This is a genomic window from Chitinophagaceae bacterium (genome assembly GCA_016717285.1).
Lineage (GTDB): Bacteria > Bacteroidota > Bacteroidia > Chitinophagales > UBA10324 > JACCZZ01.
Window position 1 is genome coordinate 470,317 of sequence record JADKFU010000001.1, and the last position, 18,760, is coordinate 489,076.

17 protein-coding genes are annotated in these 18,760 nt (G+C 40.3%); 4 read left to right on the forward strand and 13 right to left on the reverse strand.

Annotation, left to right across the window (positions count from 1 at the left end; all coding sequences use genetic code 11):
- Positions 1-121: 121 nt before the first annotated feature.
- The 10 genes from IPO83_02020 to IPO83_02065 all read right to left on the reverse strand — a co-directional run bounded on the left by IPO83_02020 (position 122) and on the right by IPO83_02065 (position 11,184).
- Positions 122-463, reverse strand: coding sequence for an MmcQ/YjbR family DNA-binding protein (locus tag IPO83_02020; GenBank protein ID MBK9730058.1), 342 nt, complete (start codon positions 461-463; stop codon positions 122-124).
- 265 nt (positions 464-728) lie between these two features.
- On the reverse strand, positions 729-1,628 hold the full coding sequence (locus IPO83_02025; GenBank protein ID MBK9730059.1) for a hypothetical protein: 900 nt from the start codon (positions 1,626-1,628) through the stop codon (positions 729-731).
- An 86-nt stretch (positions 1,629-1,714) separates the two neighbouring features.
- Positions 1,715-2,116 carry a biopolymer transporter ExbD gene (locus tag IPO83_02030; protein MBK9730060.1) on the reverse strand — a complete coding sequence of 134 codons (402 nt, stop codon included), beginning with the start codon at positions 2,114-2,116 and terminating at the stop codon, positions 1,715-1,717.
- The gene (locus tag IPO83_02035; protein MBK9730061.1) at positions 2,113-2,820 is read right to left on the reverse strand and encodes a MotA/TolQ/ExbB proton channel family protein; all 708 of its coding nucleotides are present in this window, start codon (positions 2,818-2,820) and stop codon (positions 2,113-2,115) included. Before IPO83_02035 ends, IPO83_02030 begins: the two co-directional genes overlap by 4 nt.
- A 402-nt stretch (positions 2,821-3,222) precedes the next feature.
- Entirely contained in the window at positions 3,223-3,930 is a 708-nt protein-coding gene (locus IPO83_02040) for a methyltransferase (protein ID MBK9730062.1), read from the reverse strand.
- 54 nt (positions 3,931-3,984) lie between these two features.
- Complete coding sequence (locus IPO83_02045) at positions 3,985-5,673, reverse strand: sulfatase-like hydrolase/transferase (GenBank protein MBK9730063.1); 1,689 nt, start codon at positions 5,671-5,673, stop codon at positions 3,985-3,987.
- Between the two features lie 252 nt (positions 5,674-5,925).
- A complete protein-coding gene (locus IPO83_02050) occupies positions 5,926-6,771 on the reverse strand; it encodes an OmpA family protein (GenBank protein MBK9730064.1) in 846 nt (281 codons plus the stop codon).
- A 140-nt stretch (positions 6,772-6,911) separates the two neighbouring features.
- On the reverse strand, positions 6,912-8,300 hold the full coding sequence (locus tag IPO83_02055) for a hypothetical protein (protein ID MBK9730065.1): 1,389 nt from the start codon (positions 8,298-8,300) through the stop codon (positions 6,912-6,914).
- 64 nt (positions 8,301-8,364) lie between these two features.
- Positions 8,365-9,801 carry a pyruvate kinase gene (pyk, locus tag IPO83_02060; GenBank protein ID MBK9730066.1) on the reverse strand — a complete coding sequence of 479 codons (1,437 nt, stop codon included), beginning with the start codon at positions 9,799-9,801 and terminating at the stop codon, positions 8,365-8,367.
- Positions 9,802-10,077: 276 nt separating this feature from the next.
- On the reverse strand, positions 10,078-11,184 hold the full coding sequence (locus IPO83_02065; protein ID MBK9730067.1) for a DNA replication/repair protein RecF: 1,107 nt from the start codon (positions 11,182-11,184) through the stop codon (positions 10,078-10,080).
- 147 nt (positions 11,185-11,331) lie between these two features.
- On the opposite strand from IPO83_02065, the gene pdhA reads away from it, so the two are divergent.
- From pdhA to IPO83_02080, 3 genes are all read left to right on the forward strand, one after another.
- Positions 11,332-12,333 carry a pyruvate dehydrogenase (acetyl-transferring) E1 component subunit alpha gene (gene pdhA, locus IPO83_02070; GenBank protein MBK9730068.1) on the forward strand — a complete coding sequence of 334 codons (1,002 nt, stop codon included), beginning with the start codon at positions 11,332-11,334 and terminating at the stop codon, positions 12,331-12,333.
- A gap of 73 nt (positions 12,334-12,406) precedes the next feature.
- A complete protein-coding gene (locus IPO83_02075) occupies positions 12,407-13,084 on the forward strand; it encodes a tetratricopeptide repeat protein (protein MBK9730069.1) in 678 nt (225 codons plus the stop codon).
- 64 nt (positions 13,085-13,148) lie between these two features.
- Complete coding sequence (locus tag IPO83_02080; GenBank protein MBK9730070.1) at positions 13,149-14,165, forward strand: DUF3179 domain-containing protein; 1,017 nt, start codon at positions 13,149-13,151, stop codon at positions 14,163-14,165.
- 194 nt (positions 14,166-14,359) lie between these two features.
- Here the strand turns inward: IPO83_02080 and IPO83_02085 are convergent, their stop codons facing one another.
- The 3 genes from IPO83_02085 to IPO83_02095 form a co-directional block, all read right to left on the reverse strand.
- The gene (locus IPO83_02085; protein MBK9730071.1) at positions 14,360-16,054 is read right to left on the reverse strand and encodes a putative transporter; all 1,695 of its coding nucleotides are present in this window, start codon (positions 16,052-16,054) and stop codon (positions 14,360-14,362) included.
- Between the two features lie 181 nt (positions 16,055-16,235).
- Positions 16,236-16,772 (reverse strand): DinB family protein, encoded by a 537-nt coding sequence (locus tag IPO83_02090; protein MBK9730072.1) that lies wholly within the window; start codon positions 16,770-16,772, stop codon positions 16,236-16,238.
- A gap of 119 nt (positions 16,773-16,891) precedes the next feature.
- Positions 16,892-17,455 (reverse strand): DUF4287 domain-containing protein, encoded by a 564-nt coding sequence (locus IPO83_02095; GenBank protein MBK9730073.1) that lies wholly within the window; start codon positions 17,453-17,455, stop codon positions 16,892-16,894.
- Positions 17,456-17,611: 156 nt separating this feature from the next.
- Here IPO83_02095 and IPO83_02100 point away from each other — a divergent pair, with 156 nt between their 5' ends.
- Positions 17,612-18,745, forward strand: a complete 1,134-nt coding sequence (locus tag IPO83_02100; protein ID MBK9730074.1) for a DUF3298 domain-containing protein — start codon at positions 17,612-17,614, stop codon at positions 18,743-18,745.
- The last annotated feature ends 15 nt before the right edge of the window (positions 18,746-18,760 follow it).

The window sequence follows — 18,760 nt, forward strand, 5'->3', positions numbered from 1 at the left end:
GGAGTACAATGATGACAGTATGCTAACTGTTGCAAAGTAGTCATCAAAAGAGTATATGCTTCTGCCTAATGTAGTGGCAGTTATATTTGCGAATGCCTGATGGCGAATCGATATGCCGGCCTTATTTTTTTTTAATCGCTGATGATAATTTTATAGACGCAACTTCATGGAAGGCTGCGGCCAGTGCATCTGCGCACATTTCTCGCTTAATGGTCTTTAAGTTGATATGTGTCCATCCCTGATCACCCCATTTATTCGGAACAGGATACATTACCTGCTTATCATAAAGACAAAACAAATCCTGCTCCTTTTCTGAAAGCTTCACGGTTGCCCTGTTTTCTTTTATGTTCAGTGTTGCAAAGATCTTTTTATTCACCTTGAAAGCGGTGTTTTCAAAGTGAGGTGCTTCCATTGTTTCAGGAAATGACAACGCAATTTTCCGGAAGGCTTCTATACTAACCATTGCATTTCGTTATAGATTCTTTAATATCTAAGCTATCGAAGTCTGACATTTTTCGGCAGAAAATTTTGAATATCCGGGCAAAAAAATCGGGACAGGTCGAATATTGATTAACAATGGATGATTTAAGAATTTTTTTTCGGAACTGTTCCGCAAACCTGCTTCGCTTCGTTCACTTCATCATTCAAAAATCGTTGATCTATGTTCGATGTTTATTTTGATGCTGGTTTATCCGGATTAGGAATTATAATCAACCGTAAGGCAGGAATTATTTTACTCTGAAGGTATATGTAATGGTCCCAAACTGTTCTTCCGCAGCATCAGGATCAGCATTCACCCGGGTTTTCATGGCAGCAGCTTCGGCGAGTTGGAAGAGATAAGTGTCTGTAGTAGTAGAACCTTTCTGTGTTGCTTTCGCAAAAGTAACATTGCCGGTTTTATCCACTTTAATATTCACAACCACTTTGCCCGTGCGCTGAGTGTTATCAATTATGGAAGGAAAATAAATTATTTTTCTTCCACTCATGCCCAACTGTGCTTTTCCTCCATCACCACCTAATCCCGGGCCTCCCATTCCCGGATTGCCTTCATACGAATCACCAAACGGGCTTCCATTCGGTTTGCCCTGGTCACCGGTTTTATTGCCGGTTCCTTCACTCGTGCTGTTGTTGGCAGTGCTTCCCGGGTACAGTGCTTTCGGTTGCGGTTTGGGTGGAGTGGGTGTTGGAGCAGCAGTATTGTTTTTTGTTGTTGTAGCAGGTGTAGTGGTTGGACTTGTTTTCTTCGGCGTTTCCTTTTTCTGAATTACAGGTGCCTCTTCTGTTTCTTGTGTAACTACGTCATTTGTTTTCTGTTGTTGCGCCGCCGCACTCGTAGCAACAGGAGTTGGTGCAACCAATTCCTCAGCGGTTCCCATCGGTTGTATATCTCCTGAACCTTCTTCCACCAAACCAATATTCAGAAAAACACCCTGATCAGATAAAGGAGGATCAGGAGGAGTGAGCGTGAAAAAAAACAGGAGGATCAATATCAATGCAGCATGAACAGTAATAGTGGTAAGCAAGCTGTTCAACTTGCTTCTTCTATCCATCCGCACATTTTCCGCATCGAAAGATGGATTAATATCCACTTCATGTTTCAGAAAATTGGAAGAATCTATGGCGTGCATTTTATTAAATCTTGACTTTTTTCTATTGAACTGTAGCTTGCTATAAAAAAGTTAAACTACTAATGACAATGACTAATGACTATTGACTATTTCTTTTTATCCGTTGCCAGTACCATTTTCGCTTTCAGTTTCGTGCCAATATCAATTACATCTACCACATCCTGCACCGTGAGTAAATTATCTACCCGAAGTACGATGGTTGGTTCATTCATGGTTGATAGTTTAGCTGCCAATGCTGCTTCCAGATCCGGATACGCGACGGGACGATCATCCACTGCATAATTCATATTGTGATCAATCGACAACGTTACCATTTTCTTTGCAACAGTTTGCTCACTGTTCGTAGATTTTGGCAAGGTGAGTTTGATCACAGATGGATTCATCATTGTAGAAATGATCAGAAAGAACAACAGCAACATAAACATGATGTCGTTCAGCGAAGAGGTAGACACCTCTGCTTTCATTCTCGTATTTCTCCTGAATCTCATGCGGTTGGCTCTTGTATGAGGTCAATAAAGTCAACTGCATTTGCTTCGAGCATGTACGACACACGATCGATCATATTATTCAACAGATTAAAGCATACATAAGCAAAAATGCCAACAAGCAGTCCAGCAGCAGATGTAATCATTTTTTCATACAAACCACCTGCAATGCCATCAATGCTGATTACTTTTTCAACAGAAATGGTGTAAAAAATTTTTATTACTCCTGAAATAGTTCCAATAAATCCCATCATCGGTGCAATGGCAGCAATGATGGCGAGGTAATTCATGTTGTGATCGAGCTTATAAATCTCCAGCCTTCCTTCACTCTCCACAGCAGATTCCACTTCCTTGATAGGTTTACCGATTCGCTTGATTCCTTTACCAAGCAGCCGTGCAATAGGCGTATTGGTATTTCTGCAAAGCATGATGGCCGGTTCCATTTTTCCGGTTAGCAAATAATCGCGGATGTTAGACATGAAATTCTGATCGATACGTGATGCACGCCTGATCACCAGGAATCGTTCCACAGCAAAATACACAGCAAGCACTGAAAGAATCACCAACGGATACATGATCCATCCTCCTTTCATGATGAGCGAGAGCAGGCTCAGCGGCTCAGGTGGAGCTGTGACAGCAGGTTGAGTTAATGCATTATTCGCCACAGTGTCAATGGCGGTTTGGGTAATCTGAAGCAATAGAGTCATAGTGAAAAATCGGCTTAAGAACGCAGTCGGGAGTCTTTTATTTTTTGAGAATGACAAATATACCGGATAGGAAAAAAACTGCTGCTAATTCTGACTCAATCTTATAAACAGGCAATTCAGCGAATGTCTACTCTATTGTTTTCTAATTGAAAATCAATAAGTTTCTGAAAATGAAAACGTGAAAAATCTCTGGATAGCTCTTCCGCTGTGCCTTGTAACATTGAATGTTTGCATGTGTTTTTCTCAGTCAACTATTCAATCGGACAAAAGCCTTTTTCAGATAGGAATAATAGCTGCACCGGAATGGAATCTGCCGCATAGATTTTCAACGGATCTTATACTTGCCGGTTACTTTAGAATATTCTTAAACCAATAGAAATGAATGTTCCCATTCTGAAACTCTCACAACTGCAAATAATATGGTTGCATCAGCTCAATAAATGATTTTGAATAGGTTCCATCGCCGTTTTTAATTACCAGTATTTTTTCCGTCTGTTGATCAGTAGCATTGTTTGAAAAAAAAATAATATGGCGAATTACCTCTTGTTGCTCATTTTCCCTGATTAAAATTCGTTCGTTGACGTACAACTCTGAAAGTGATGCCTGTTTAATAAATCTTTCAGAACTGTTTGCGGGAAGTAAAACCGAGAACATGCCATGAGCGTTTAAACTTCTTTTTATCACATCTATCAATTCCTGATAAGAAAGTTGTTCTGCATGTTTGGCTTTATTTTTTTTCAGGTAAGGTGACTTGAAATGTTTTTCGTAAAAAGGTGGATTGCAAATGATGAGGTTATATTTCCCGCGGTGATGAAATGTTCGTACATCAGTATTTATCACGTTGATACGATCCTTCCATAAACTGTTTTGCACATTGGCAGTGGCTTGAAGAAAGCTCGCTTCATCCAACTCCACGGCATCAATCCTGCTGCTGCATTTTTGTGCCATCATCAAGGATAGCAAACCTGTTCCTGTTCCAATATCGAGAATAGCACCATCAGCAAAAGCAGGAGTAACAGCTCCTAATATGCAGGCGTCAGTCGCCACTTTCATGGCGCTTTGATCCTGATCAATTCGGAATTGTTTGAATTGGAAGTAGGTGTTACTCACAAATGCTTCTGTTGAGGAATAAAGTGGAAGATAAAGATTTGAAAGTTTGTTTCCTTATTTCTTCACAAACAATTTTACCTGCATTTCTTTTCCCTGGGAAAATTTAAGCACATAAATTCCCGGAGGCAGATTGCTCACATCGATGCTGATGGTATTCACAAGTGAAAGGCCAGCCTGCGGAAATTTCTTTTTCAAATAAGTTTTTCCTGCTGCATCAGTAATCAGTATATCTGCTTGTTCAGTTAAATACAGATCAAATTGAAGCGATAAAAAATCAGTTACCGGATCCGGAAAAATCTGAAAGGAGAATTTGCTTTCAGTGAGCGAAGAAGCTGTTGAAAAAATCGTGTCAATATTCAGCAGGCTACAGGAAATGTTGATGGCTTCCGTTGTATCTCCCACTTCTATTCTCAGACTATCAAGTTTGAATTGATATTCACTGATCAGCGATGAGTAAGCAGGATTAAAGATCTGATTAGTGTCTTCATGCGTGTCGTTTTGCAAATCGTAAAACTCTTCAGTCAATTGATCGCACGACGATCTGATGTACTTATATCGCATGCTACGAACACTTCTGAAATCAGGAATTTCGGGTTGCGATGTTTCATGAAAATATTCATAGAGGAAGAGACCTCGATGCTGCGTGTTATTTGCAAGTTCACGCAATGAAATACCATCATCATCAAAAGTATCAGCGATTCCTGCTACGTCTAAAAATGTTTTAAAAAAATCTATGTTCAGCGCAAACTGATCATCAACCACCGTATGCGCGGGAAACCATTTTGGGTAGCGAACAAACAGTGGAACATGTATGGACTCTTCATATGCCAATCGCTTGCGTTGCAGGTAATGATCTCCAATGAATACTCCATTGTCACTTGTATAAACAATCAGTGTACTGTCCAGGATGCCTTTGCTTTCGAGCACACTGAACACAGAATCCAAGCCTGCTTCCACACCCATCAGTGTTTCGTAATAGGTTTGAATATCGCTCACACAGGTAGCTGAATCATTTGCATAATTGTTTTCGAGATAGATATAATTAGGATAATTCTTGGTGTAACCATGAAAGTTTTCCGGAAACGGAACAGGCGCTGAATGAAACGCATTCTCATAACCCGGATAGGCGACGTAAGCAGGATGTGGCGCCTTGCAGGAGTAGAGGAGAAAAAACGGCGTGCTGTCAGGCACAGATTGCAAAAAGTGAAGTGCATAATCGTTAATGGCAACCTGAACGTTTTCATCAAGGAGTGTATCAGTTCCATTTAAATCAAACACTTTTGGTCCATAGTTTCCCTGACCGTTATAAGCACAGTAGTAATTATAGTCCGCGTCGGGAAAAGCAATGTATTCGTTGAGAAATTTGCCAACCAATCCGGTATAATAGCCATGATTGCGCAGGATCCGTGCGATAGTCAGTGTGCTGGTATCATACACCTGCAGGTTGGATGTAAATCCATTGTGATGTGGATACTGACCAGTGAAAATACTCACGCGGCTGGGCTCACATAATGAAAGCACCACATAATCTTTTTTGAAGTCGGCACCTTCATCGGCAATACGGTTGATGGTGGGAGTATGAAACCATGATGGCCCTCCGGTGGAAGCATAATCCTGGTATCGTCCGTCATCAACAACTATGAACAGAATATTCGGTAGCTGATTGTTTTGTGCAATTAATTTTTTCGGAAGAAGAAAAACTAATATGCAGATGAATAAAATCAGCAGCATTAACTTCTTCATACGAGGTAATTTTCAGTATGATTAAAGATAAGACTAAAAGCTTACCTATATCCATCAAAAGAAAAATGATTTTCTGAAGCGCACCAGATTCTTCAGATAATTATTATAATAATTCATATTTGAATAAGAAAAAAAATGCAAGTGCAGCAACAAAAATAAAATTCCCTGATCGCAGGTCAGCAACCGGGAAATTTATTTACAGAAAGAGTAAGTGATGAAGTGAACCAGGTGAAGTGTCGGTAAAAAAACCGGCTACTGCACCATTATGATTTCTACCCGCCGGTTCATTTTGCGGCCTTCAGGTGTATTGTTATCGGCGATCGGATCATTATCACCATGACCATCCGCAAATAAAAGATCAGCTTTAATTCCTTTACTGATAAAATAACGTTGTACAGTGGTTGCCCTCTTGATGGAAAGTTCAAGGTTGCTGGCTGCATTCCCGGTATTATCGGTATGACCATTAATAATCCATTTTCTGTCCGGATATTGTTTCATGATAGTCACAATGGCATCAAGCTGTGGATATGATTCTGCTGTAAGTTTATCTTTTCCTGATTGAAAGTCAATGCTTTTGGCGCTGGAGTTTATCGAATTTAGATCTTCTTTTTTTATTATAGTATCGATGGTAATATGTGAATTCATAACGGGCGCTTTAACGGTCTGTCCGGGTTCCGGTTTCAGGAAATCAATGAAATACACTCTCACTTTGCGATTGCCTTCCAGCATATAAACAGGTGACATGGCGTCAATAATTGTAAATGATATTTTGCCATCAGTTTCGCGATAAAAATTCCGGTCAAAGGTGCCTTTTGTTTCTGTCATTGAACCATCTTCCCGGGCAATATAAAGTGGTGGAACAACAGTGTTATCCTTCACCATGATCTGACCAACCCTGCAATTTGCTTTTCCCCTGGCATCCACCACGGAAACAGTCACTTTTTGCATGCCGTCCGTTACAGGAATGGTACCTCTGGTGGTAAACATATAATTATAATCGTCGAAGCAATTTTTACGGGTGTTGGTATCCTGACCAAAACAAGAAGCTGCTATCAACAAGCATACTGTGGTGGAGAAAAGAAGATTCCTGAAGTTCATTTTTTTTCGATTTAGATAGTGCAAAGGTTGCAAACAAAAAGCGATAATAAAAGTGATAAAAATTCACCGGAATTTCGAGACATCTGAATTGCACCTCATTTAATCTTCAATATGAGTTTAGCTGAGGAGAGCTTCAACCTTTATTGAATACCCTCTACAATAGCAATAAATTCCGGTTCTGATTGCAAAGAAGATAATGCGGGCTCATTTTTCAATTTAGCAGGATCTTTTAATCCCAGGACGACAGCTCTTTTTAATGAAGTAATTGCTTGTGCAGGATTTTCAGTTTTTGCAAAATAGCAGGCTTCTAAAAATGCCTGATCAGCATTTTCAGGGTCAGCCAACCGATAGACTGCGAGTATTTTTTTTGCTGTCTCCCATTGATTTTGATGAATTGCGTTTCCGGAAATGGAATAACATGCAAGAGAAATAAATCCCAGCAAACGCTGATACATTGGTTTTGAAACAGGATCAGAAATGCTGTTCATACGCGCAATTTCCTGATTCCACCATTTCAGATCTTTTTGAGAGAATGCGCTGTAATATTCCTGTTTCAAGGCTTGTTCTTTTTGAACTGCTTGTTGCTTTCCGATTATTTCTTCCTGGTAAGTTTTGTTCTTTCCAATGGTTGTAAGTTGTTGGGAATATAGTTCAGTGGAAGAAATGCCATGAAGAAAGTTAAGTGCTTCATTTAATAACATCGCCTTCGCAATCGGCGCAGTACTGATCTGCATCGCTTTTTCATGCTGGTGCTTATACTCTTTTATGATTTCTTTATCAGGTTCTTGTAAGTGGGAGCGCATCGAGTTAAATGTGATCCAATAAAACGCATGCTGAAAAGTGGCTGCATCCGGCCATTCATGTTTTCCATTCCATTCGATTAAATAATGAGTCAGGTTGTGCGCAGCCAGCGACTGATCAAAAGTTAACAGGTCGGTATAATTCATATCATTTACCCCTGCAAAACCCAAAAGAACAAGACCTGGATTGGGGTGTTGCAAAGCAACAGCAGCTCCTGCATAAATTACGTTGCTGATTTCATTCTGATCTGATGCATAAGAGAGCGCAACCTTCGCACCACCTGAAAATCCCGCAAGGGAGATTCTCTGTTCATCAATTGAAATTCGATGTTTACTATCGTTTAACAATGTAGCAATGATTGTATTGGTTTGTGAAAGTGTAAGTCCGTTTTTAGCATTATTGGATCCAATCAAAATGTAATTGAATTGTTTTGCCAGGGAATGGTATTTTGAAACCGGCAATGATCCATCACCATGCGGATCGAAAAAAACAATCACAGGCAATTTAACTTCAGATGAATAGGACGGCGGAAGATAAAGTGCAAGCGATTGAGTAGGATCGTTAGCACAGGTGAGAGAACGAATAACAGAATCAACCGGAAAAATTTCTTTTGGAAAAACAGCACTCGCAGCAACACTGTCTTTTATTTCAACCGGTTGCTTTACCTGTTTTGAAGAGCAGGATAAAACAATTATGAAACCGGCAAAAGTTATAATTAAACGGAACATCAGTAACTGCCACAAAACCCTTCAAACAATTCAAAACATTTAAACATTTCAAACTCTTGTCGTCTTAATCGATCCTGCTCACCTTAATCGTATTCGTTCTGCTTCTTGTATGCAGCGGCATGCTTGCCGTATTGATTACCAAATCACCTTTTTCAACAAATCCCAAATTGTGTAAAATGCTGTTTACATCATGGATGGTTTCATCGGTAGTCGCGAATTTATTGTAGTAAAAACATTTTACACCCCACAACAAATTGAGTGTGTTGAGGAGTTGTTTGTTATCCGTAAAAATAAATACAGGCGCTTTAGGTCGGAAGCTCGTTAATTGAAAAGCAGTATAGCCCGAATGCGTCATGCTCACAATCGCTTTCGCATTCAGTACCTCGCAGATGAGGCAGGCCTGATGACAAATTTCGTCGGACAAAAAAGTTTTTGAATGCTTGTTTACCAGTTTACGCTTGTTATAAACGTCCGCTTCTTTTTCAGCAAACCGAACGATCTTGTCCATAATCTTTACCACCTGCACCGGAAAAGCACCTGTAGAAGTTTCTGCGCTCAGCATCACAGCATCTGCACCATCAAGCACAGCATTGGTAACGTCATTTGTTTCTGCCCTTGTTGGTGTAGGATTTGAGATCATACTTTCCATCATTTGCGTGGCAATGATTACCGGTTTCGCGGATTGTATGCAGGCTTTAACGATTTGTTTTTGAAGAATCGGTACTTGTTCCAATTCCACTTCCACCCCCAGATCGCCGCGAGCCACCATAATGCCATCTGAAATTGCAATGATCTCATTGATGTTTTTTATGGCTTCCGGCTTCTCGATTTTAGCAATCACTTTTGCCCGTGAATGAGCAAGGTGAAGCAAATCTTTCACCTGCTGCACATCGTCTGCCGATCTTACAAATGATAGCGCGATCCATTCTACTTTGTTCTTAAGAGAAAAATCCAGATCTGCTTTGTCCTTTTCCGAAAGTGCAGGAACCGAGAGCTTGCTATTCGGAAAGTTCACGCCCTTTTTGGAACTCAGTTTGCCACCATGAATAATCAATGCTTCAAGGGTATCTATATTATCGCTGCTCAGAATCTCTAAAGTAAGTTTGCCGTCATCCAAAAGAATACGTTCGCCAGGTTTCACATCCTGTGCAAGATTTTCGTACTTGATATAAAGCAGGTTGACAGTGCTTAGGGTTTCTTTCGAGGTGAGAAAAATCTTTTTACCATTTTCTAAAAAGACTTCATTGTTTTCTACCATCCCAACCCGGAGTTTAGGACCCTGCAGATCTCCCAGCAGACAAATATTACTGTTGAATTCGGTATTGTAACGTCGAACAGAGTCAACGGTCTGCTGATGGTCCTCATGTGTGCTGTGAGAAAAATTCATCCGTACCACATCCAAACCGACATCTATCATGGCACAAATAGTTTCATAATTTCTGGAGGCAGGGCCAATGGTGGCAATGATCTTTGTTCTTGTTCTTGCTGTTTCTTTATCCATAGGGTTGATGCGGGCAAATATAGTGGGAATTAAGAATTAAGAATCAGGAATTAATGTGCCCATGTATTAATGCGCCGGTGTGCAGATAATTTTGCTGCCCATTACTTTGACTAATGTACCAATGACGAATCAAAAATGCCTAATGTACAAATGAACAATCTGCAAATGACAGATGACTAAAGATTTAAAGTTTAAAGACTTAATGACAAATGACTAAATATCTAATGACTCAATGCCTAATGACCGATTCACTAACGACTCATGAATAATAACATGCTACTCACTACTCACTACTTTTCCGGATACAATTTTAAAACTGCGGTACCCTTTTATTTTTTCCGGCGGCGGAAGCAGGAAGCCTTCGGCTCGTGTATCGGTAATAAACACCTGCCCGAAAGAATCATTTGCAATCATGTCCAGGATTTTTCCGGCTCTTTGTGCATCAATCTTATCAAATAAATCGTCGAGTAGCAGGATGGGTGTTTTATCGAGTTCAGATTTGATGAGTGCCCATTGTGCAAATTTCAGCGACATCAGAAAGGTTTTCTTCTGACCCTGTGAACCGAATTTTTTTATGGGTTGATTGTTCAGGTAAAATTCAAACTCATCACGGTGAATGCCTTCTGTTGTCCTTTCCAACTGCCGGTCTTTTTGCAGTGAATCCTGAAGTGCTTTTAGAAAATCCGTTTTTTCAATTACCGAATGATATGCTGCATGAATCAATTCTTTTTCATCACAAATCAAATTGTAGTAATTCTTTACCAACGGAATCATTTTTTGCAAGTAGCGTGTACGGCTATGAAATATTTTTTCTCCAAAATCAACCAGTTGCGTATTCAACACATCAATAAGTGCTGCATCAAAAGTGCGACGCATGGCAAAACTTTTTAACGCCGCGTTTCGCTGCTGTAATACTTTATTATACGATAAAAGATCTTCAAGATAAAAATGATCGATCTGTGAAATGGTATTGTCAATAAAACGACGGCGCTCGTCACTTCCTTCATCAATCAGCGAATGGTCGTCAGGAGCAATCATCACTACAGGAATAGTCCCCACATGGTCCACCAGGCGCTGGTAAGTGACGCCGTTTTTTGAAAAGTCCTTTTTGCTGCCTCCACCAAAATGGCAGTTAACGAACAATTGCTCCTTTTCATGGATGAAACAACCCTCTAATCGGAAAAAGGCATGCTCAAGTTGAATTGCCTGATGATCACCGTTATGAAAATAACTCCTGCCGAGACACAGGTAGTGAATACTGTCAAGAAGGTTGGTTTTGCCGGCCCCATTTTGGCCTGTAAAAAAATTCAATGTGGGGCTGAATTCAAGCCGGACTGAGCTATAATTCTTGAATTGGGTGAGTGATAATGCTTTAAGATACACAGGTCGTGAAAATCGCTTCGTTCTAATTGACTTTTTTAATTATTTTCGCACCCTAATTCGATAGAATTGGCGAAAACAAAAATAGCAAAAGAAACCAATGGCATGGCTACAGAAGTAGCTGATTTGTTGCCGGAAAGAAAGCTCACTATGGATGCAGTAAACGCAAAATTTTCCAAAGTAACTTATCTCTCCTGGTATGAGCTTATGCTGCGCATTCGTCGTTTTGAAGAGCGTTCCGGTCAGTTATATGGGATGCAAAAGATCCGGGGGTTTTGTCATTTATACATCGGACAGGAAGCCATTGCAGCCGGTACTATTTCGGCTCTTCAGGCTGAAGATTCTATTATTACTGCCTATCGTGATCATGGCCTGGCTCTTGCCAAAGGCATTACTGCTAATGAATGTATGGCTGAATTGTTTGGAAAAGCAACAGGCTGCACTAAGGGTAAAGGTGGTTCCATGCATTTCTTTTCAAAAGAGAAAAAGTTCTTTGGCGGACATGGCATTGTTGGAGCCCAGATCCCACTCGGCGCAGGCATCGCCTTTTCAGAAAAATACCTTGGAACGAAGAATGTTTGTGCCTGTTTTTTTGGAGATGGCGCGGCACGTCAGGGAGCACTGCATGAAACTTTTAACATGGCCATGCTTTGGAAAATACCGGTCATCTTTATCTGTGAGAACAATGAGTATGCTATGGGCACTTCGGTGGAACGTTCGAGCAACGTAGTTGACATCAGCAAAATGGGATTGGCGTATGACATGCCTTCTTTTCAGGTTGATGGAATGCGTTGCGAATCTGTGCATGAAGCAATTGCAGAGGCGGCTGAAAGGGGGAGAAGAGGCGATGGTCCAACACTGCTCGAAATCAAGACTTACAGGTACAAAGGTCATTCAATGAGTGATCCTGCTAAATATCGGTCTAAGGATGAAGTGGAAGAATACAAACAAAAGGATCCGTTAGAAACAACGCTTGCCACCATTTATAAAAATAAATACGCGACTGAAAGTGACATCGCGGCCATCAATGAAAGAATTACTGAAGAGGTAAATGAGAGCGTAAAGTTTGCTGAGGAATCTCCGTATCCTGATCCATCCGAAATTTACAGCGATAATTATATGGAAGCAGATTATCCGTTTCTTGCCGACTGACACGAAAAAGTTAGATAAGGCACTTACTACCGATTAATCATCAACAATCATAAATCACGAATAACAATTTGAAATGGCAGAAGAAATAAAGGACCAAAATCTGAGACTGGAAGACAGGCTGAATAATTTTGAGCATTGGGTGAACCAGAATAAGACATTGCTTAGTTACGTGGCCGGCGGATTGTTCGCTTTGGTGGCTGCGTACCTTGGTTTTACAAAATTATACCTTGAACCCAAAAGCACAGAAGCCACCAATCAGATGTTTATGGCTGAAAAATATTTCGGACAGGATTCGCTGGAACGTGCATTGAACGGAGATGGTAATTATCTCGGATTCAACCAGATTATGGAAGATTATAAATGGACACCGGCAGCTAACCTGGCTCATTATTATGCTGGTATTATTTATCTGAAGCAAGGGAAGTTTGAAGATGCTATCGATCATCTGAAAGATTATAGTGGTAAAGACAAAATGGTAACCAGCATGTCGTTGGGTGCTATGGGTGATGCATATTCTGAATTGAATAAAATGGACGAAGCTGTGGATTACTATAAAAAGGCAGCTTACAATTTTGAAAATGAACTTACTACTCCGATGTTTTTGAAGAAAGCAGGCATGCTGCTTGAAAATCAAAAGAAGGTTTCCGAAGCAAAAAAGTTATATGAAGAGATCAAATCCAAATACCCGAATACTGCTGAAGGAAGGGACATGGATAAATATATAGCAAGGGCTGGTGGGGAGCAGAGTTAGCCATTGGTCATCGGTCAATAGTCATTCATCGTATTTAGTTTCAGTTAACTTCATTTGCGCTGCATTGTATAAGTCACGTTTTGCCTGCTTCCTGATTTCCTTTTTAATTCCTGTATTTATTTCTTCTTGTTCATCTCCACAGACCGGAGGTGATAAAGTGGCCGCAGATTCTGCGAATGTTTCAGCAATTGCTGATTCTTCCCTGGAACATGAATATAATTTCAGGGAACTAAAAACCGATTTTTCAAAACATGCTATTCCGATAGATTCAATACGTGATGGTGGCGTTTCAAAGAATGGGATTCCCGCTATCGATTTTCCGGAATTTATCTCTGTTGCCGAAGCTAAAGGTTTTCTGACTGAACCGGATTATGGAATCTTGTTGCAGGGAAAATCAGAAACTAAATTTTATCCGTTGAACATTCTTGATTGGCATGAAGTGGTGAATGATGTGATGGAAGGTGTTCCTGTAGCTGTAACATTCTGTCCGTTATGCGGATCAGGAATAGTATATGAAAGAGTAGTGGAGGAAGATACCCTGGAGTTTGGTGTGAGTGGAAAATTATACGAGTCGAATTTATTAATGTTTGATGATGTGAATGAAAGTCTTTGGTCGCAGTCAATGGGCGAAGCAGTGGTTGGTAAATTCACCGGAAAGAAATTGAAGCTGGTAAATTCAGTGCTCGTATCGTATGAAGATGTTATCTCCGATTTTCCCAATGCCAGGGTTTTAAGTCCGAAGACAGGCTTCGACCGCAATTACACGCAGAATCCTTACGCAGATTATATGTCAACGGAAGAATTGTATTTCCCTGTCAGCAACAGGAGCAATCAGTTTCCGGCAAAGCAAATGATGTATATCGTGTCCACCGGAAATGGAACAGTTGCTTTTGACTGGATCAGTTTATTAAAGAAAGGTGCGGCAACAGTGAAGTCGCCTGACGGCATCGTTTCCGTTACCGTGAAAAAAAATATTCCTTCAGCCACCTTAAATGGAGAAGTCGTTCCTGCTTATTTTTCATATTGGTTTAGCTGGTACACTCACTTTGGAAATACCGGAATTGTATGGGGAATTAAATAATTTACTCTTTTTAACAGTCCTCTTTTTAAGAATCCTCATAGTCTCTACACTTTTTTCCCATCTGATTACAATCTCGTTCGAATGGATAGGTGGTATTACCTAAGTACTTAATTATGAGCCATATAACATCTTATGTCTGTATGCATGATTGACTAACCTGGCAACTATACTTTGAATAATTGGTGCTTCTTTTATCATGTTGTAAAATACAAGACCAACAGTTGTGCTACCAGGATACGCATAATGGTTGCAATGGGATATACCGTAGCATAAGCCTGAATCGGAAGGTCAGATCTGAAGTATGAATTACTGAAAGCGAGTGCTGCAGGATCGGTGTAGGTTCCGGAAATAAGTCCAAGTAACGGAAGATAATTTATCCTGAAAAAAAGTTTGGCAACTATCACCATACACAACAAAGGAAGAATAGTAATGCAACTTCCATACAGCACCCAGATCCAGCCATGGTAATTGACGAAGGTGTCATAAAATGTTTCTCCGGCATGAAGTCCGACAGCGGCAAAAAATAAACTGATACCAAAATCTTTCATAAACAACATTGCACTCTGGTTTAAAAAAGAATGGATAGTAGAGATACCTCCAAACCTGCTGATCACCAGTGCAACCAACAAAGGACCGGCAGCCATCCCAAGTTTTACAGGCGAGGCAAGTCCGGGTAATAGTATTGGAATGGAACCGATTCCTATTCCCAAAACAATTCCAAGAAAGATCGAAAGCAATTGAGGTTCCAGCAATCGTTTCTCTGAATTACCGACCAGCTTTGCAATTTTCTCCAGCGCCTTTTGGTCAGCAACCACTCTTATCTTATCGCCATAATGTAATACAAGACTGGGCGATGCAAGCATTTCAAGACCGGCTCGATAAACGCGGGTGATCCGTGCGCCAAATTGATCTTCAAGGTTCAGTTGTTCAATTGATTTTTGAACCGAACTATTGCGCGTGACCAGTAGACTTTTTGTGACCGTTTTATCCTGCGACTCAATAAAATGATCGGTTGAAGTATACCCAAGCAATTCAATCGCTTTTGTAACATCTTGTGGTAAGCCAACAAGCATCAGCACATCACGCTCCGTTAATACATCGCTGCCGGCAGGAGTTTCCACTATGGTGGAACCACTGTGTTTCAGCCGGGATACAATTACTTCAAGTTTACTTTCAAGCAGGAAATGATCAATGGTATTTCCAATAAACTGAGGGCTGGTCACACGGCATTTTGCAACGGACGGCGAGGGATATTTTTGTCTGATTGTATTTTCAAATTGGGAAATCTCAGCATCAATATCAATGCGAAAAATGCTTTTACCTGCAAGCATAACCAGTATTACTCCCAAAACACCGAATGGATAGGTTATGGCATAAGCGTTTGCAGGATCATTGAAAATCAACCCCGGATTCCTGGATGCGACATCGTTTAATGCTGCCTTTGCCGCGCCAAGTCCAGGAGTGTTAGTAACAGCTCCCGACATGATACCGACAAGGTTATCCATTCCTGCATTGGTGATTTTGAAAAGTAATATCGTGACAAATGCTCCGCCTAGTATTGTTCCGATAGCCAAAGCATTGAAGAGCAATCCATCCTTTTTAAATGAGGAAAAAAAGGAGGGGCCCACCTGCATGCCGACTGCATATACAAAAAGGATTAAACCAGCATCGCGTAAAAAGTCGAGCGTTTTTGCTTCCATCCTGTACCCGAAATGTCCCATGATGATTCCGGCAAACAAAACACCTGCTAAGCCGAGTGATACTTTTTTTATCGTGATTTTACCCAGCGCAATTCCTGCTGACATTACGAGGAAAATCAACAACAGTGATCCGGCGATTCCGGGCTGATCAGTAGGTTGGATAAGCGAAAGAAGCCAGTCAGGAATCATTTGTAAAGACTTATATTTTAATTCACATTGAAGAAATCAGGAGGATAACTGCAATGCGATATGCATTGTAGTGAATTGAAACACAAGGTATGGCAGCTCTATAAATTGTGGCGTTAAAAACAATTCTGCAGTTAAAAAGCATTCGCAATAAAAACTGACAAGTAAGAAAGCAGCCATCATTTTATCTGGGTGGCACGTACGACTTTTCAATATATCGTTCAAGCATGATACGTGTGTGGTGAATTTCATGGCCTGTTATCACATACAAAATTGAACGGACTGAAATGGGTTTTCCATTCGCAATGCCGGAACTGTTCAGCATGTCTTTATTCATATTCGAAAATAATTCGATCGTGCTGTTTCTAACGGCAAGATACTCTCCAAGAATTGAACGCAGCTTGCGATTGTTGGCATTGCTGTTTGGTACCCATTCATTTTCTTCAAATCCCGGAAGTTCAGTGGTATCTTTTCTGGCAAACCGCAATGCACGGTAGCAAAAAACCCTTTCACCATCCATCAGGTGCACCAGGATTTCCTTGATGGTCCATTTGCCCGGTGCATAGCGAAAATTCAAATCTTTCCGGCCAAGCTTCAACACCATCCTGCGAAGTGTTTTATAGTTTGTCTTTAATTCTGTTAACGGATCGCCGGAAACTTTGGCAATATATTTTTCATAATATTCAGGGTAATCGTTTTTTTCTGGTCGGTTGATACGCATAAGAGTAGTTGTGAGTTGTGAGTTGTGAGTTGTGAGTTGTTAGTTGTTAGTTGTCTGTTTGTTAGTCGTTGGTCATTGGTCATTAGTCATTGTCATTTCTAATTTCTAATTCTCAATTCTCAACACCTGTCGTAAGATGCCTTCAAAACCCTCATCACCCCATCAGAAAGATCGCTGATGTCGTTGAGTAAAAGCTTATGGGTGATGCGGTCGCTGCCTAAATTTTTTGTAAGCTTGAATTCTTTATTCTTCGCATCTTTCACCGCAACTGCCGGCACACCGATCACCATGCCATCCTTTGTTGTTTTAATAATGGCAAATTGCAGCCGGTGAATAAGAGACAGATAAGTTTTATTAATGGCGATTTTGTGATCGCCCCATTTTTTTAATGAGTCTGTAATTTTATCATAGATGGGTTTCTGGTAATCTTTGTCGCCGTTGAAATGCAGTTGCATTAAATAATCAGCATCATAATCCGACATGCCTTCATACATCATCTTTGTGATGGTAGAGGCCTGCCCGCTGCCTAAAAGATGTTTTGTCTTCAGCCAGTTAGTTTTTTCTTTCCTGTCCTTTGGCCCCGACTTCTTTACTAATTCAATCCATTGATCGAGCGTCTTTCCGGTATTTTTATACAGGTTGCGAACGATTGCTTCCTGCATTTCTGCGGGTGATTTCGGCATATTAAAAGTTTACTTAGGTATCTTAATTTTTTTGGGGAGTTGAATTTAGAAGTTAAATCCGGAATCACCAATGTATTTTCAGAAAAAACAGGATATAGCATGAAAGAAAAAAGGAATGGATTGGAATATTAATTTTGATGATTAATGAATTACTAAATGAAGCAGTTGTTTATTTTGTTTTTCATCTGCAAATGTAGCCTGTTACAGGCTCAGAATGTGGATGGTTATTATATGCGATATGAGGGAACCATCGGTAAAAAAAATGCCATAACGGTAGATCTTTTTTTTGCAGACACCATGGTCAAGGGTCATTATTATTATAATGGGAGCAGCACAGAGTTCTTAATCCATGGCTCGATGAAGAATTTACAACTCACTTTAAAAGAGCTTGATGATACAACTGTTACCGGTTTTTTCTCAGGAAAAGTAGCGGCGGATTTTTCCACGGTGGAAGGAACCTGGAGTGATGTTTCGAAATCAAAAAAACTTCCATTCAAATTGGATATGTTAATTACTGAAGGAAGCGTAAAAGTAAATTCAATAAAAGAAACACTGACTTATATTTGGCAGGAAACCACAGGCGGAGATCCTGTCGGTTGTACGGCGGCATATACTTACTGCTATCTTCCCGAGATGCTTCAGCATCCTGCTGTCAAAACAATCAATGAGGCTTTGCTGGATATCGATCTGGAAGGTGATGAGAATCCACTGAAACTGAAATCTCTTGCTGAAGGATCGATGGCCGATGAATTTGATTCATATATTGAATCTTATCAGGAAACATTTCCTGATTCCATTGCAGCAGAAAACAAGATGTACATTGATAAGTCACCTTACATTTATCAATGGAATTATGAGCGGACCTATGAAGTAACCAACAATGAGCATGCTCTGCTTTGTGTTAAAATATCAGGACTTTCTTATGAAGGCGGAGTGCAGGGAAACAACACGCTCCACTATCAGGTGTTTAACCTGCAAACAGGTGAATTGATAAGCCTGGAGGAGCTCTTTAACAAATCAGCGAATAAGGAACTTACTGCTATTGCAGAAAAGCAATTAAGAGCGAATAGAAAAATAGATGAGAATGGTTTCTTAACTGAAAGCGGTTTTTTTGTTAAAAGACTCGAACTAAAAGATGAGTTCTTTATCAGCCACAGTGGAATTGGTTTCACCTATAATCCATCTGAAATTGCTCCCAATATTTTTGGCCCGGTTACTATTTTCCTTAAATGGGATCAGGTGAAATCACTTATTAATCCTCAGGGACCATTAGGATGGGTGCTTCAATAAGACTGTGTTAAAAGA

Coding starts and splice junctions, on each gene's coding strand:
- pyk (MBK9730066.1), bottom strand. CDS start 9,801: ATGGATAAAGAAACAGCAAGAACAAGAACAAAGATCATTGCCACCATT.
- IPO83_02075 (MBK9730069.1), top strand. CDS start 12,407: ATGGCAGAAGAAATAAAGGACCAAAATCTGAGACTGGAAGACAGGCTG.
- IPO83_02030 (MBK9730060.1), bottom strand. CDS start 2,116: ATGAGATTCAGGAGAAATACGAGAATGAAAGCAGAGGTGTCTACCTCT.
- IPO83_02035 (MBK9730061.1), bottom strand. CDS start 2,820: ATGACTCTATTGCTTCAGATTACCCAAACCGCCATTGACACTGTGGCG.
- IPO83_02020 (MBK9730058.1), bottom strand. CDS start 463: ATGGTTAGTATAGAAGCCTTCCGGAAAATTGCGTTGTCATTTCCTGAA.
- IPO83_02090 (MBK9730072.1), bottom strand. CDS start 16,772: ATGCGTATCAACCGACCAGAAAAAAACGATTACCCTGAATATTATGAA.
- IPO83_02095 (MBK9730073.1), bottom strand. CDS start 17,455: ATGCCGAAATCACCCGCAGAAATGCAGGAAGCAATCGTTCGCAACCTG.
- IPO83_02085 (MBK9730071.1), bottom strand. CDS start 16,054: ATGATTCCTGACTGGCTTCTTTCGCTTATCCAACCTACTGATCAGCCC.
- IPO83_02045 (MBK9730063.1), bottom strand. CDS start 5,673: ATGAAGAAGTTAATGCTGCTGATTTTATTCATCTGCATATTAGTTTTT.
- IPO83_02050 (MBK9730064.1), bottom strand. CDS start 6,771: ATGAACTTCAGGAATCTTCTTTTCTCCACCACAGTATGCTTGTTGATA.
- pdhA (MBK9730068.1), top strand. CDS start 11,332: ATGGATGCAGTAAACGCAAAATTTTCCAAAGTAACTTATCTCTCCTGG.
- IPO83_02055 (MBK9730065.1), bottom strand. CDS start 8,300: ATGTTCCGTTTAATTATAACTTTTGCCGGTTTCATAATTGTTTTATCC.
- IPO83_02025 (MBK9730059.1), bottom strand. CDS start 1,628: ATGCACGCCATAGATTCTTCCAATTTTCTGAAACATGAAGTGGATATT.
- IPO83_02100 (MBK9730074.1), top strand. CDS start 17,612: ATGAAGCAGTTGTTTATTTTGTTTTTCATCTGCAAATGTAGCCTGTTA.